This window comes from Bradyrhizobium manausense (genome assembly GCF_018130615.1).
GTDB lineage: Bacteria > Pseudomonadota > Alphaproteobacteria > Rhizobiales > Xanthobacteraceae > Bradyrhizobium > Bradyrhizobium manausense_A.
This window is the reverse complement of record NZ_JAFCKB010000001.1, coordinates 1-15,173: the sequence shown is the minus strand read 5'-3', so window position 1 is coordinate 15,173 and position 15,173 is coordinate 1. Positions and strand designations below refer to the sequence as shown.

The 15,173-nt window shown below is 59.9% G+C and carries 10 protein-coding genes, 1 tRNA gene and 1 pseudogene; 6 read left to right on the top strand and 6 right to left on the bottom strand.

The window, feature by feature from the left end; translation table 11 throughout:
- Nucleotides 1–276: 276 nt before the first annotated feature.
- Together JQ587_RS00055 and JQ587_RS00050 are read left to right on the top strand one after the other, a co-directional pair.
- A tRNA-Ser gene (locus JQ587_RS00055) sits at nt 277–366 on the top strand.
- Between the two features lie 372 nt (nt 367–738).
- Nucleotides 739–1,491 (top strand): hypothetical protein, encoded by a 753-nt coding sequence (locus tag JQ587_RS00050; RefSeq protein WP_212424061.1) that lies wholly within the window; start codon nt 739–741, stop codon nt 1,489–1,491.
- Between the two features lie 306 nt (nt 1,492–1,797).
- On the opposite strand, the gene JQ587_RS00045 is transcribed toward JQ587_RS00050, so the two are convergent.
- Both JQ587_RS00045 and JQ587_RS00040 read right to left on the bottom strand, forming a co-directional pair.
- Entirely contained in the window at nt 1,798–3,252 is a 1,455-nt protein-coding gene (locus JQ587_RS00045) for an argonaute/piwi family protein (protein WP_212424060.1), read from the bottom strand.
- The gene (locus JQ587_RS00040) at nt 3,249–4,574 is read right to left on the bottom strand and encodes a DUF4365 domain-containing protein (RefSeq protein ID WP_212424059.1); all 1,326 of its coding nucleotides are present in this window, start codon (nt 4,572–4,574) and stop codon (nt 3,249–3,251) included. Before JQ587_RS00040 ends, JQ587_RS00045 begins: the two co-directional genes overlap by 4 nt.
- 378 nt (nt 4,575–4,952) lie before the next feature.
- Between JQ587_RS00040 and JQ587_RS00035 the strand changes: the two genes are divergently transcribed.
- The 3 genes from JQ587_RS00035 to JQ587_RS00025 all read left to right on the top strand — a co-directional run bounded on the left by JQ587_RS00035 (nt 4,953) and on the right by JQ587_RS00025 (nt 8,258).
- On the top strand, nt 4,953–6,071 hold the full coding sequence (locus JQ587_RS00035) for an FAD-dependent oxidoreductase (RefSeq protein ID WP_212424058.1): 1,119 nt from the start codon (nt 4,953–4,955) through the stop codon (nt 6,069–6,071).
- Between the two features lie 322 nt (nt 6,072–6,393).
- Nucleotides 6,394–7,665, top strand: coding sequence for a DUF2157 domain-containing protein (locus JQ587_RS00030; protein ID WP_212424057.1), 1,272 nt, complete (start codon nt 6,394–6,396; stop codon nt 7,663–7,665).
- Entirely contained in the window at nt 7,662–8,258 is a 597-nt protein-coding gene (locus JQ587_RS00025; protein WP_212424056.1) for a GDYXXLXY domain-containing protein, read from the top strand. Before JQ587_RS00030 ends, JQ587_RS00025 begins: the two co-directional genes overlap by 4 nt.
- Here the strand turns inward: JQ587_RS00025 and JQ587_RS00020 are convergent.
- Nucleotides 8,255–9,670 (bottom strand): aminotransferase-like domain-containing protein, encoded by a 1,416-nt coding sequence (locus JQ587_RS00020; protein ID WP_212424055.1) that lies wholly within the window; start codon nt 9,668–9,670, stop codon nt 8,255–8,257. The genes JQ587_RS00025 and JQ587_RS00020 overlap by 4 nt on opposite strands.
- 108 nt (nt 9,671–9,778) lie before the next feature.
- Here JQ587_RS00020 and JQ587_RS00015 point away from each other — a divergent pair, with 108 nt between their 5' ends.
- Complete coding sequence (locus JQ587_RS00015) at nt 9,779–10,639, top strand: DMT family transporter (RefSeq protein ID WP_212303119.1); 861 nt, start codon at nt 9,779–9,781, stop codon at nt 10,637–10,639.
- Between the two features lie 13 nt (nt 10,640–10,652).
- Here the strand turns inward: JQ587_RS00015 and JQ587_RS00010 are convergent, their stop codons facing one another.
- The 3 genes and pseudogenes from JQ587_RS00010 to JQ587_RS37100 form a co-directional block, all read right to left on the bottom strand.
- Nucleotides 10,653–11,867, bottom strand: coding sequence for an EAL domain-containing response regulator (locus JQ587_RS00010; protein ID WP_212424054.1), 1,215 nt, complete (start codon nt 11,865–11,867; stop codon nt 10,653–10,655).
- A 440-nt stretch (nt 11,868–12,307) separates the two neighbouring features.
- Nucleotides 12,308–14,389, bottom strand: coding sequence for an ATP-binding protein (locus JQ587_RS00005; RefSeq protein WP_249154133.1), 2,082 nt, complete (start codon nt 14,387–14,389; stop codon nt 12,308–12,310).
- 27 nt (nt 14,390–14,416) lie between these two features.
- A pseudogene (locus JQ587_RS37100) lies at nt 14,417–14,887 on the bottom strand (ATP-binding protein); the annotation flags it as partial.
- Nucleotides 14,888–15,173 lie beyond the last annotated feature (286 nt).

The window sequence follows — 15,173 nt, the reverse complement described above, 5'->3', positions numbered from 1 at the left end:
TGATGAGATTTGGTCTCATTTCGCCGCGACAAGGGAGGTGCGTTCCCTCCCCGCTCTTGTCCGCCGAAGCCCGCCTCCGGGCGAAGGCGGATGTGGGGGAGGGTTAGGGAGAGGGGTAGCCCAGAAAAAGGTGCCGATTGTCTTCGACGCGGCGAGAACAGCCCAAACCCGGCAAAACAACCACCGGATTTTCCCCTTTCGCGCCTTGTCTGGCCCGCCATCCTCGCCTATTAACGCCCCCAACCACAGGGGCCCTGCTCCTATATGGCGCCTTCAGGAGAGGTGGCAGAGTGGTTGAATGCACCGCACTCGAAATGCGGCATAGGTGCAAGCCTATCGGGGGTTCGAATCCCTCCCTCTCCGCCATTTGACCGAAAAGGTCATCAAACCCCAGCAAAATGAGGCTTTCCGCAGGGCCATGCTTCGGTCCTGTGTAGCACCTTTGTGGAGCACCAAATCTAACGAACAGGGCATCCTCCGCGCGCGAGCACATAATAGCGTGCCGATCTAGCGCGTGGTGTTTTGCCCGCCCCTCCAAGTCGGAGCGGCGGAGAATCGGAAGAATCCAACCACGTCGCGATGCCCAGTTTCAGCCACATGCCCACAAAATCGATCCTTGCTCGTTGGTCGATCCTCGATCGCCGTCGAACTGAACAACGCCGTGACAACCAGCGATCGTCCATGCTGTACCTAGCGTGGCGTGTTACCATCGCGTGTCCCCCACTCAACGGGCCCCAAATGAGTAGAGATCCGGACAATTGGTACGAGGAAGAATACTGGGAAGAAATCGGTCGCCAGGAAGACATCGACAACGCGATCAAGAATTTGTCCCAACAGCCTATTCGAGACTTCTTGGGCATCTATGGAGACGCCATCGATAATCGACTCGATGACGTAATCGCTCAAGCTCGTTACGCCCGACAAGGCGGGTTCCCGCAGTTCGCAATCTTGGGCGCGGTAACGGCAATCGAACTGATCACGCGATACATGCTGATTGAGCCGCTGCTGCAGGGTGCCTTCCTCTCCGATAGCTGGGCCAAGATCCTAACTCGTCACATTCTTCAACGCCGTAAGCAGGCGGCCGATCGCGATCTGCTGCCGAGCGTCCTGGGCATGTACGATATCAAACTGGATGAGCTGAAGCTTTCGGACGGATCTCAACTTTGGAAGACCTTCGTGGCAGTCATCGTCCCAAAGCGGAATGCGATCGCTCATGAGGGAGGAAGAGCTACACCTGGAGACGCCGATCTCGCACTAGAATGTGCAAACGTCCTTAGAAAGGAAGTGGTCGCGCAGGTCGCTAAGAAAATGGAGTTCGACCTCGAAAAAAATGCTTCATGGCACAATCATTGCGATGCGCACGCAGTCACGTACGAACCGAAGTCGCTATTCGACCGTCCGGCTTCCAAGACGCAGTCGACGAGCAGCCCGTCAGCAGACCCGAAGGAGCCAAATGGCATTTTGAAATATTGGACACGAAAGATTAGCTGATCCCCGGGCAGGGCTTAGCATTCCGATTATTCAGATCGGTGGTCGAGCTTGGTGAAATCTGTCGGTGTGTTGCCGCCGGGTTTATTCCCAATCCTGGCAAGCTGGCGCCACCGCAAGCAGCGATAACCGCATTTAACCGCGATCTGACCAACGGCGCCGCCGACGTGACAGCGGATCGGATTGCAAAGTATCTCGTACGCACCGACCGCACCACTTTGTCAGACGCGGGGTTCGACGAGTACCGGGATCTCGTGCGATCACAGAATGTTTAAAGAGCGAAAGGACGGCCTCGCTGGTACGTTGCAGTCAAATGTACCTGCGATAGTCAGAGCTCACTTTCTCATCAGTGATGTACTTAAGGACCTCGCCTACTTTGCGTGCTGCACGAATGGGGATCGGCAGCTTCTGGTTCATCTGTGTAGAGTTCCAATTGATTTTCGTGAGACCGAATATCTCGTTGGCAATCTGAGCGACCGTACTATCGCTGGTTTTGTAGGGACAGATCAGTAGCGGTTTCGGATCATACATGCCGGGGTATGTCCCGTAGTAGGGAATGCTGCCGTTGGTGTAGAGCAAGCCTTTCCCGTCAAGCTCCAAGAACGTGCCGCGCATGACAGGATAATTGCCGTCCCTGAACACCTTCACGAACGACGATTCCTGCACCCATACGAGATCGCGCAGCTCGGTGCCGACCTCATCAAGCGCTTCAAATATCCCGTCGGCTTCTTCGTCGCGGAAGCGAGATGTTTTCAGCACTATGACGCGCGCCGGAAAATTCATGTGGTGCTTCTTGTAGGCAGCAAGAGCATCGGCAATCAAAGTCTTTGCATCGTTCTGTGTCAAATAGGGATGTCTGCCACGACTTTCCGTCTGCGCGCCCTTACCCTTAAGGATGAAGCCTCTTCCGCGTTCATCGAACATCTGGGCTGCACTTGTGAAGAGTTGTTGTCCACCGGCCTCGCGATAGAAGCTTACCCCGATGTAGCAGGCTGAAAACTCTCCCTCTTGAGGCGCCCGCCGCCACGGCACGCGCCCAGATCCCTTGTAGTAGAGCGTGGTCAGAAGATTCCACGTACGACTGGCTTGGTCCTGAATTTGTCGGGCGCTGCTCTCCTTGATCTTCAAGGGGATGACGGCGCGTTCGTCGAGCACGTCTTCCCAGACGATCTGAATGGGGAAGCGAAAGTGCATCGCCTTAGCTTTGAGCATGCCGCGGAAATTGGGGGCATCCGAACCCGAGCTATCTTCCTCCTCCATCGTCGCGTCGGAATCGACCTTGGCGTTCCAGACGCGCTCAATCAGCTCAACCGGTAATGCAATGATGGCAACGTCTGGCCTTGAACTGCCCTCCTCGATCGCCTGCAACTGCTCAATAATTTCTTCGACTGCCATCTCGACTGCTTTGCCGTGATGAGGTTCTTTCCTGATGCGTTCGATGCGCGCCTGCGGGATCGCGGCACCCGCGCCATCCGGAATCTCGAACCGGCAGCGGAAAGGATTCTGGTTTCCAAGCCCCGGAAACGGCGGATGTAAATTTGGATGTTTCTCCGATTTTCCGACGAATCCTGCCCCAGCAGCTTGAAGGAAGTCGCGGGCGTCCTCGACGGTCTTCGCATTTCCTATGACGGCGATTTTGATGGCATCACCAAGCGGCGTCTGTAGCGGCCCCGCCTCGAACAAACCGAGGCGTGGATCGGGATGGCAGTGCTGGCCGCCAAACTCGAGAAGCGGTTCATCGAAGATTCTGGTCTCGAACTTCATTCGAACCTCAGCAGTTCTTGATCGGGGTCCACGTCCTCGCTCGATTTCTTCGGGGTGCCCCACACATCCTCGGGCACCTTTTTCGGGAGCTCAACGCTCGGAGGCTCGCCGAATGTGAGGCGTGGATCAGCGGCGGCAACTGCGAACAAATCGTCCGCTTTGCGCTCTTCCTCCGTGAGCAAGCGGTGCCACATGATCACCTGTCCGCGCAGTGATGCACTCTTATCCAACCGCTTCTTTCCAGCCAGCAGCGCACCAGGATACGAGTGCGGAATGAACCCGTTGGTGGTGAAGTAGTAAGTCGGATTGATCACCAAGAACCACTGGTCGTACAGGAGTTCAAATCGAGGTACGAAGGCGTGGTGCCGCACGAACTCAACGCGGTTCGCGTCCGTCTTGCTGCGCACAACGTTAACGACGTCCGCTTCAGCCTTCTTTTTCGCCGATTGATAGTGGAATGTGCGTGATTCGTTTTCGACTCGTGCTCTAAAAAAGAGAAGCCGTCCTTCTTTGTCCCATTCCAAATCGCTTCGCAATTGATGACGAAGCGTAAGATTGAGAAGGAAAGCGAAGTTATTCCGCTCGTCGAGGTCATCATGGAAGGCCAAGTGTCTGACCTCGATCGCTTCCACCTGATCTGGATCGACGATCTGCTCGCACGACGAAGTACGAGGGTCATGGAAGGACCAGAAGGAGCTGCCCTTGATGACCCAATCGAAGCGCGCAGGCTGCCCGGCGTCGAGGAGGATCGCAGTCGCCTGCTTTGCAGTGTGGGGCGTTGTCGCTACGAACACTTCATCGGGCAGGCTGACCGGAAGAATGTTCACCAGCGCTTCTTCGCCGCCTCCGAGTGGCGGAACGTAGTAGCCAAAGCCTGCCTTGGGAATGGTAAGAGCGGCGAGCCGATCGACCGCCTTAGGGTCTAGCACGTCTAGCTTCTTGTCGAAGCTTAGCCGCCGTTCGCCCGGGCCTGTCCCAGTCGAGACTTCCTTCCAGAAATAGGTGTCGTCGCTCCTGCGAAAGAGGACAATGATGATGGGCAGGTTCGAGCCGCGCCAGTAAGCTAGGTCTTCGGTGCGCAGCAGATAAGTAAAGCCACTGGCATCCTCGCCCGTGTAGATGCCAGCCTCCGTCGCTTTCACCTGCACCGCGATCATTCTGGCGGTTGGCTGGCCTTCGATCATTACCTCGGCGATTCCGTCGATCCCAGTTTCGAGGCGCGAGCGCACATCGAACTGGAAGCCCATGGTGAGGAACCGCAATTGAACGGCAGTCTCGCCAATCTGCCCAAGCAGCTGATTCGGAGTTATGGTTTTTGCCATCCGCGCGTTATAGAACAATATGCGAACTTACCCATGGACTTTTTCTCCTGTACCCGCTTTGCACAGAAATCAGGGGGGCTCGCGCGATTGCTATAATAGCAATGTGTAGGTCGTTCGGCGGGCGGCTTTATGAGTGTACGCTTAGTCGCCCTTGAGTAACTCCAGGGCTCGATCGTGCGCGAGCTCGGTTGCCGCGAGCAGGCCGAGATGACAGGGACGGTCCTGATGGCGCTGACGCGGCCCCATTGATCTGATAGTGCGTTGTCGATGCCGGCCGCAATCGCCTCCCGCAGCCCTTGTAAACCCGCGAATTCATCAGGATGATCGACGCGTCATAGCATCGCTCGCGAGGCCTTCATGCGAAAATGCGAAGTCGCCGTGCTGGGTCTGGGGCTCATGGGCGGAGCAGCGCTGGGCGCATTGCTGGATGCCGGCGTCGATGCGCTCGGCTTCGACCCGATCGCAGCAGGTTCGGATCGAGGCTCGTCACATGGTTCATGTCGAATTTTCCGTCGCTTCAATTTTGAAAACCCCAACTACACCAGCCTGAGCGACGAGGCTCATGCCGGCTGGATCCGGCTGCAAACCGAAAGCGGTCAAACGGTTCTGACGGAAACCCCTATTTTGGAGGCCGGCCTCCCCGGCTCCGCCATGGTGGCGTCCTCGCGCGCGGCCGCGATCGCGAAAGGGCGCCCGGATCCGAAGATGACCGCTGCTGTCGCGAACAAGGAATTTCCGGCTTTCAACCTGCCCGACGATTGGGACGTCGTCGTCCAGGACGGCGGCGCGATCCTGCGGACCGCTGTCGTCATGAAACTGATGCGCTCACGCGCCGGCGAGCGCGTGATTCCGGAACGCGCGAGCTTCACGCCGCGCCGGGACGGCGTGTCGATCCGCACGGCCAACGAGGAGTTCTTCGCCGAGCGCGCTATACTGGCGCTGGGCCCATGGCTCGGCCGCGCCCTCCCGCAACTCAACGCGCTGCTCAACGTGACCCGACAGGCGGTCGGCTGGTTCGAGCCTGCTAGCCCCGACACTGTGGTTTCAGGTCGTTTCCCGATCTTCATTCTGGACCGAGGTCCGAACGACGTGGTCTACGGCTTTCCGGACTTCGAACAGCGCGGCGTCAAAGCTGCGCCTCACAACCACGGGCCCGTGGTCGGCCCCGACGATTGGGGTCCGCACGCCACCGATGCCGAACTCCGCTCCGTGAGCGAAGCGTTGGCCGCCCTCGTCCCGGGCGCGGCCGGGCCCATCATCGATCGCGACGTCTGCCTCTACACCAACACCGCGCCCGCCGACCGCCTGCCCGATGCGGGCGAGGAATTCATCATCGATCGCTGGCCGGAGTCCCGCCTGATCGTCTGCTCCGCGTGTTCAGGCCATGGTGCGAAGTTCGCGCCCGCCATCGGACAAAGGCTTGCTCGCCTCGCCACCGATCCGTCCTACGAAGCAGAACCCTTCTTCCAGCTGTCCCGATATTCTCAATTCGCCTGAGCGGATGCTGGATGTTGCGGTGACAGTGCACAACAACGCGCACCAAACGCCTTCAAGAGAGTTGGGCCAAAACCCTGCCGACCGACCTCCTGCCATGATGCCATCATGCACCTGTTTTGCCCGACGGAACAAGCGAAATTTCTGTAATTCCGCAATTGTTGGCAAGAGTCCTTGTTCTGACATAGGTTGGCTACTGTGCATGGGGTTGTTTTCGAGTTTCTTGTCCCGCGACGGAAGCCCCCAGACCGGCGATAGCTTGAACCTGTCACCGGCGCGGTCCGACCAATCTTCCGCGACGGCAGCGAGCCAGTGATTCACGACGATGTTCGACAAGGCCTATCGGCAACGCTTGGAGGCTGATCTTGCGCAATGGGAAGCCGATGGCGTGATCGCGCCGGCGGCCGCCACCTCGATCCGCCATGCGCTGCCGCCGCTGTCGCCCGGTATCAACATTGCGGTCGTCGTTGCCATCGTCGGCGGTCTTCTCATCGCGGCTGCATTCCTTGCCTTCGTCGCGGCGCACTGGACCGAGATCGCGCGGCTGCTGCGCTTCGCGATCCTGCTCGCCGGGATGGCCGTCGCCGGCGGTCTCGGTGCGTGGTTCGCCGCGACCGGCCGCAATGTTCTTGCCGACCTCTGCGCCAGCATCGGCGCGATCATCTTTGGCGCCGGCATCGCGCTGGTCGGCCAGATGTATCATCTTGGCGACGATTTTGCCGGCGGCATGCTGCTGTGGTCGATCGGAGCGTTCGCCGCAGCGCTGTTGACCGGCTCGCGCGGCGCGCTGGCGGTCGGGCTTGCGGCGGCCTGCATCTGGACCTGCATGCGCGTCTATGACGCGCCTGACGCGCTTCATCTCCAGTTCATTGTGGCTTGGCTCATCGCCGCCGCGATCGCGTTCGCATGGAACTCCCGCGTCGCCGCCCATCTCGTTGCGGTTGCGGTACTTCCCTGGTGGGTCGCAACGTCGCTTCGCTTCGACTTCGATGGCGCCCAGCCGTCATTCGTGCTCGCGAACGGTGCGGCCCTGCTGTTCGGCGCCGGGCTCGCGATATCAGCCGCGCCGTCGCCAAGAGCGCACCGGCTTGGATCTGTTCTGTCGATCTACGGTGCATTTTCACTGGCCGTCGTCGCCTTCCTGGAAGTGGCGACAGTCGACGATCTCTTCCGTCTTCGGACGGCCGCGATGGAGGCCCAGCCGCTGTGGACGATTGCGTGCGGCGTCGCGGGCGTGATTCTCGCGCTCGCCTCTGCCGGCCTCACCAGGCGCGCCGGTGAAATCCTCGCCGCCTGCGCGATCGGCCTCGTGCTGGTTGCGGCGCCGATCTGGCCGGCATTTGCCCCCGGCGAGCCCTGGTTCGCTTATGCCGCGCTGCTCTGCGCCATGCTCTGCCTCGTCGTCTCCGGCGTGCTCGACGATGTGCGTCCGCGCATCGTGGCCGGCTGGCTCGGCATCGCCGGCGTCATTGCGGGCATCACCTGGGCCGTGAAGGGCTCGCTGCTGCGCCGCTCGGCCTTTCTCGCGGCAGCCGGACTCATTGCCGTGGTGTTTGCATCAGCGCTCAACCGCTTGCTGCCGAGGGCTGAGCGATGATCGAAGCCATCACGAATTTCTGGCAACGCATCCCGAAAGCGGTGCTGTTCGGTGTAGCCATCCTGCTGCAATGCGCGCTGCTGGTGCTGATGGTCGCCGACCGCATGCAGATCCTGCGCGAAGGCCGTGAGGTGACCTTGCAGACCCGGCCGGTCGATCCCCGCGATCTCCTGCGCGGCGACTATGTCGTGCTCGGCTACGACATCACGCAGCTGCCGGCGGGCGCCCTCGCCGGCCAGCCGATGGCCGGGCGCAATCCCGTCGTGTTCGTCAAGCTCGCGCCTGATGCCAGCGGCCTCTATCAGCCCGTTTCTGTGCACGCCGAGCCCGTCGCGGTCACGGCGGCGGAAGTGCTGATCCGCGGCCGCGTCGCTTATTCCTGCGGTTCGACCAATCGCATCTTCTGCGACAAGCTGACGGTCCGATACGGCCTCGAAAGCTATTTCGTGCCCGAAGGCGAGGGCAGGAAGCTCGAGCAGGCCCGTAACCAGCAAAAGCTCCGCGTCGTCGCCGCCGTGCTGCCCTCGGGCCGCGCCGCGATCAAGCGGCTGCTGCTCGACGGCGAGCCGGTCTATGAGGAGCCGCTGTACTAGGCGCCCGCCTTCAACGCCCGCCGCAGCACATCCCACATCCGCGGATCGTTCATATGCGCGACGTTGAAGCGCAGGAAGTTTTCCGCCGTCTGCGACACGCTGAACACGTTGCCGGGTGCCAGCACCACGTCCTCGTCGAGCGCGGTGCGCGCAACGGCGGTGGCATCTCGTCCGTCGGCGAGGCGGCACCAGAGGAAGAAGCCACCGCGCGGCATCAGCCACGGCTCGATGCCCAGCGCCCCAAGTTTTCGCGCGACGTCGCGGCGCGTGCGCGTCAGTTTTTGCCTGAGCTCGTCCATGTGCTTGCGATAGCTGCCGCCGGCGAGGACTTTTGCGATGATCTCGGTCGCGACCGGGCTTGGGCCGCCAAAGCTGGTTGCGACCTGGAGGTCGACGAGATGCTCGACCCAATCGGCGCGCGCGGCGATGTAGCCGCAGCGCACGGAGGCGGACAGTGTCTTGGAGAAGCTGCCGATCCGGATCACACGGTTCAGTCCGTCCAGCGCAGCAAGGCGCGGCGAGCGCTCCGGCTCGAAGTCGCCAAAGATATCATCCTCGACGATGGTGAGATCGTGCGCCGCCGCTGCCGTCAAAAGCCGGTGCGCGGTCTGAAGCGAGGGCGTCGCGCCGGTCGGGTTGTGCAGCGCTGAATTGGTGATGTAGAGGCGCGGACGTTCGGCTGCAAGAATTTGCTCGAAGCGAGCGACGTCAGGACCCGTCGGCGTGTAGGGCACGCTGACGATCCTGACCTGATGCGCGCGCAGCAGCGCGCGAAAATTGAAGTAGCAGGGATCGTCGACCAGCACGGTGTCGCCGGGGCGGAGCAGGAAGCGGCAGATGAGATCGGTTGCCTGCGTGCCCGAACCCGTCAGCATCAGCTGGCCGAGCGAGGCCTCGATCTCGTCCTCCGCGAGGCGTGCGAGCAGCAGCCTGCGCAGCGCGAGGGAGCCGGATGTCGAGCCGTAATTGGTCAGCACGCTCGCGTCGGTGCGGGCAAGTCCGCGGATGGCGCGGCGCAACGCGGCTTCCGGCATCCACTCCGGCGGCAACCAGCCGCAGCCGGGTTTGGGCACGGCATCGTCGGCGTCGAGCGATTGCCGGGAGACCCAGAACGGATCGACCGCCCGGTCGCGGCGCGGCTCGACCTCGGTCAACGCAAGCGGCGGTGCGACGGTCGGCGACACATAGAAGCCCGAGCCCCGGCGTGCGCGGATCAGGCCTTCGGCGGCAAGACGGTCATAGGCCTCAACGACCGTCGACGGCGAAACGCCCATCGTCGCGGCAAAGCTGCGGATCGATGGCAGGCGGTCGCCGGGGCCGAGCGCGCGGCCGGCGACCTTGGCGCGGATCGCGCTCATCACGTCAATGGTCCGCGCGCCGCCGCGTCCCCTGGATTGCGCTTCGATGTCCAAGGTGTATTGCCTTCCACACCCATACAGTTCTGCCGAATTGTACTGGATTGTGACTGGTCTGGCCACCGCGAAACGCCGAGGATGGCAACTCAGAAAGCTGGGACGGACATGCAATCTGCGGGCAGCGGCTGGGGCAACGGGCTTCTCGGCGTCATCATCTTCAGCGGTTCACTGCCGGCGACGCGCGTGGCGGTCGGCGGCTTCTCGGCGCTGTTCCTGACCTCGGCGCGCGCGATCATCGCCGCGCTGATCGGTGCGGCCGTGCTCGTTCTGCTGCGTCAGACGTTGCCGCAGCGCAGGGATATCGCCTCGCTCACCATCGTCTCCATCGGCGTCGTGGTCGGCTTTCCCCTGCTGACCGCCCTCGCGCTCCAGCACATTACTTCGGCACATTCCATCGTCTTCATCGGCTTGCTGCCGCTGTCGACCGCGATCTTCGCCGTGTTGCGTGGCGGCGAGCGGCCGCAACCGTTGTTCTGGCTGTTCGCGGTCCTCGGCAGCGCCACCGTCGCAGGCTTCGCTCTCTCGAACGACGGCTCAGCCTCACTTGCAGGCGATCTCCTGATGATCGCGGCGATCGTGTTGTGCGGGCTCGGCTATGCCGAGGGTGCGGCGCTGTCGCGCCGGATCGGCGGCTGGCAGGTGATCTCCTGGGCGCTGCTGCTGGCGTTGCCGCTGATGCTGCCTGTCGTGATACTAACTTGGCCGTCGACATGGAGCGGCGTCAGTGCCCCGGCCTGGATCGGGCTCGCTTATGTCTCGATCTTCAGCATGTTCGTCGGCTTCATCTTCTGGTACCGCGGGCTCGCGATCGGCGGGATCGCGCGCGTCGGCCAGTTGCAGCAGCTGCAGCCCTTCTTCGGCCTCGCCCTGGCCGGTTTCCTGCTGCACGAGCCGGTCGCATGGAGCATGATCGCCGCCACCGCGCTCGTGGTCGTCTGCGTCTTCTTCGCGCGGCGGTATGCGTGAGGGCTTTCGCGCCTCACGCCTGATCCATCACCGTTCGCGTCAGCGCGCTCCGCGCAAATTTCTTCAGCGGCATCGGCTTTCCGAACAGGAAGCCTTGCACGAGATCGAAGCCGAGCTCGTTTGCCGCGACGAGGTCGGCGCGGCTCTCGATGCCCTCGGCGGCTGCGCGTGCACCGTAGCCCTGCGCGAGCTCGACGATGTGGCGGCAGACCGTACGCTTGAGACGGTCGTTCGCGCTGCCGGTCACGAAATGCCGGTGGGCCTTCAGCTTGATGAAGGGAATCCGGCCGAGATCCATCAGCGACGGCCAATTGACGCCGAGATTGTCGATCGACAGGCCGATGTTGTGCAGGCGCACCTCGCGCGCAACCTCGACGAGGAGATCGAGGTCGCGGATCGCTTCCTCGCTGTCGATCTCGATCGTCAGTCCTCCGAACGCAGGATGGGTGGGGACACGGCGGCAGAGATCGCGCACGGCCTGCGGCTCCTTCAGATACGACGCCGGCAGGTTGATCGACAGGTCGACCGGGCTTTGCCGCTCCAGCAGATAGTGCCAGTCCTGTACGGCGCGTTCGATCACGAATTCCGAGAGATCGCGCAGATGCGGATCGTGTTCTTCCGGGATGAAATAGGCCGGCGGCACCACGCCCCAGGTCGGATGGCGCATCCGCACCAGGGCCTCTGCGCCGCAGCGGATCAGCGTGCGCGCGTCGATCTTGGGCTGGTACCAGAGCTCGAGCCAGCCGGCATGCAGGGCTTCGCCGACATGCACGGCCGGGCTTGGCGCCGGCTCGTCCGGCAGCAGCATTGCAACGCGATCGCGCAGCGTCTCCGCGGCAAAAGGCGTGGTGAGCGGCGGCAGCATCGCGAGGCCATATTCCTCCCCGACCTGCTGCACGGCCTTGACGATGATCGACTCGCGGGCGCCGACGGCCAGGACCTTGCCGTCGAAGGCTTCGCGCACCAGCGTCTCCAGAAACGTGCCGGGCTCGATGCCATCGGCGGCGACGCCGAACAGGATCAGATCGGGCAGTTCGCCCGCGAGCACGGTCTTGAGCTCGTCGGCGCTGGCGCATTCGCAGGTGACGAAGCCGAAATCCTCCAGGATCTCGGCAAGGAACGCGCGCAGATGGCGCTTGCCGTCGGCGACGCATGCGCGCGGCGTTATTTTCCGCCGTCCGAAGGTCTTGAGCCTTCGTCCGGCGAACTCAACAGTCTCATCTTTCATCGCAAGCCACTCCCGTTCCGCGACCGGTGTTAGCGACGGGAGCAGTTTCAAATAAGGAGGGCTTCAGCCGATTGTTGAATTATCTGGGTAACGTTAAAGCCCCCATCATTTCTAAAATTGTTCGGATCTGGTTCGAGAAATCTTTACGTCTGGCCGCACGCTGCGCGCGCGCGTGCGACAATCATGCAGGATTTTCCCGACCCGCATTTCGACGTCGCACGAGGCCGTGTCCTGTAATTGGACGAAGCTCTGCCCGCCTCGCCCAATTGAATAATGGACGCCTCAATTGCTTGTGGCTTTGTCGTGTTCGGCCATGCCGACCGGCTTGTAATCGTAGGTCGGATAGAACTCGGTGCGGTACGGACCCCACGCGGTGTCCTCGATGATGCGGTTGACCTCGCGCAGTCGCGAGGCGTCGAGGCAAGCGTCATCTCTGTCGGTTATCTCTCCGCTGGCTTTCGCTCGAAAGTCTTCTTGATGGCAGCACTTAGGCTAGCTGCGGTTGCTTTAACGTGATCCTGTAGCCTCTCGTAAGCGAAGCGATCGTACCACTTTCCCGGCGTGGCAAGTCGCTTGCCTAGATATTCGAGGCGGCCAACGAGTCTATGTAAGTCTGGCTTGGTGCCATTCACGTGCAAAAACGACTCGACGGCACGCGCTATGGGATCCTCAATCGGATCCAGTTTGCCGGGGGCTGCTTCGACAATCCGGAGTATTGTCTCCAGAAGATCATCGAAGCGATGATTTGAACTTAGGAATTGAAAGAGAACATACGCAGAGTTGCGAGCGTATTCTTCGAATTTGTCTAGCCTGGAGCTGCCAAGATCGTAGGCCTTCTCGAAGGAAGAAAGGTGAAGTAGCGTGGCCGATTCAATGTCTGAGATACCACGGGATGGATCAAAATAGATATTCTCTCGTCCTCTGTTGAAGAGCACCGATGCTTTTCGACTCAGAAATGTCAGTTTCGTGTCGTCGTCGTATTTTCTGCCGTTGCAGATGAAGTCCGCGATTTTGAGGCATTGTTCTGTGCCTTGTCCCGATTCCTTCTCTGCGAAGTACCATGGCTTGAGATGCTCAATATCGGGTTCGTACTTCATAACGAAGGCGCGATCGAAATGGCTTCGAGCGTCGTCCAATTGCGCAGGGCGCTGGCTCGCATAAGCAAATGCCTGCAGGCAATTAAACCGAGGGTCCTCAGTTATTTTCGGTGGTAATGAACTGCTGGAAATCAGTTCAAGAGCTTTTCTGAGAGCGTCCTTGTCACCAAATTTCCAGCCGCGATAGGCGAGACTTTCGACGCTATCTCTAAGTCGAGAGAGTACGGGGTTGTCCGGAAAGAACTTACTTCGATATTTTGCCACTCTCTCTTTTATGGCGGCGTATTGATCGAGTCGTTTTGACTGCTCCAATATAAAGGATCGGGTCATTTCGCCCAACTGATAAGTCGCTTCCTTTCCAACTTCGTTGACAATGAGAAACATTTCTCGAACATCAGCAAGGGCATCTCTAACGCGACTCTCTTCGTACCGGGTGAGCGCTACTAAGTCAGAGAACGTTAGCGGCTCGGCATTTAGAGCGAGCACAGCGAGTACGTACCGGCCGTGGTTCGTTGGTGATAGCGAATTCCACTCTCTCTGAAACACGTAGCGCCTAACGTCTTCGCCTGCGCCCTCTTCAAATAGCTCGACCGCTCGACTGTAACTTCCCGCAGTTCTTGTCAGCGCTATGATGCTCTCTATGACGAGCGGTCGCCTTTCTGAGACGATAGATAGTCTTCCAGAGACAAAAGACCGATCAGGCGGTGTTTGCACACGAAATTGAGATCGACAAACTTCGACGAACTCTTCGTAGTCACCTTCCTCAAGGCCGGGAACCTCGATCGCATTCGCCAATGATTGAGATGGCGCATTTCGCAGCGTATACAGTAGTTTCGATCTTCGCTTTGCGCGCCACAAAAGGCCGTATAGGAAGTCGAAGCCTGCCTCCAGCCCATTGACTGTAAGGGTATCTACGTCGTCAACAACTATGAAGTTTGAGGTAAGGTCGAGAAACTCCCTCATCTCATTCTTTATGCGCTCAAGAGAGAGGTCGCTTAGGCTTTGCGATGACCAATTTCCGAGAGTTAAGATTGCCTCGTACAATTCTCGCTCATTGGAAAAGTCTAGGCCGACAAATGCGCTCGACGTCAAACTCATTACGTCCAGAGACCTCTGCTTCGCTGAAACGAAAATAATGTTATCGAGTGCGTCGCCGCCGAAGATATGGAAAGAGCTGCTATGAAGCTTGATGGTCTTTGCGACTTCGTAAGCAATGGTGGTTTTGCCGGACCCTCCCTTACCGTAAAGAAATGTGCGCGGTTCATCTGCAGACCGGAGCCACCGAAATACCTGATCTACAGTGCGCATACGGCCAACGAACTTTTTGATCGTTGACGGACTCGGTGGTAACCCTCCGCTGAGGTAGGAATCGTTCTCCTCATCCAGCTTCTTGGCAGGATCATCTCGGCAGTATAACAATGCCATGTGGCGAGGCTCCGCTTGTATAACCTCGTGGCCTTGGCGTGCCCAAATTGTTCCAGCCTTGTACTCGGCGCAATCTTTCTGGAATCGAATCGGCATAGTGGCTGGGCTCTTAGGTAGCACCAGTAGGACATCGATGGCGCTAGGTGTGCCCTCGCAATATCGTCTCAATTGTAGGGATACTTGGTCGGACAGGAGTTGACTGAGCGCTTGTTCTAACCGGTCCATATTCGGTGAGACTCGATTGTGACCAGCAGTCCGATGCTCATCGTGGACGCCAAATATTATGAGGCCGCCGTTTGAATTGGCAAACGCGCAGATAAGCCGTGCTATTCCGCCAAAGTAGTTGTCGGAATAAGAGAATGGCCACTCTCGTTTAAAGTCCCACGAGGCTCCCTCTTGGGTAATATATTGGCCAGATGGTTCAGTCAGGAATTCGAGTAGGGGCGTGATTTCAAGTGGCAACCGTCCTTGGGAAACTATATCCGCGATTCCAAGCATTAGTGTCTCCCGAGCTATGGCCTGCCTAGAAATGCCGAGAGGTCTATTCTAATAGGCTGCGGCGGAGGTGCACAAGCAAGGGTTGCGCCGCCAAGGTTTGTGCGACGCAAAAGGGGCGTTTAGCAGGCGGCGTCGTTTCGCCCAAATGGACGCCTCAATTGCTTGTGGCTTTGTCGTGTTCGGCCATGCCGACCGGCTTGTAATCGTAGGTCGGATAGAACTCGGTGCGGTACGGACCCCACGCGGTGTCCTCGATGATGCGGTTGACCTCGCGCAGTCGCGAGGC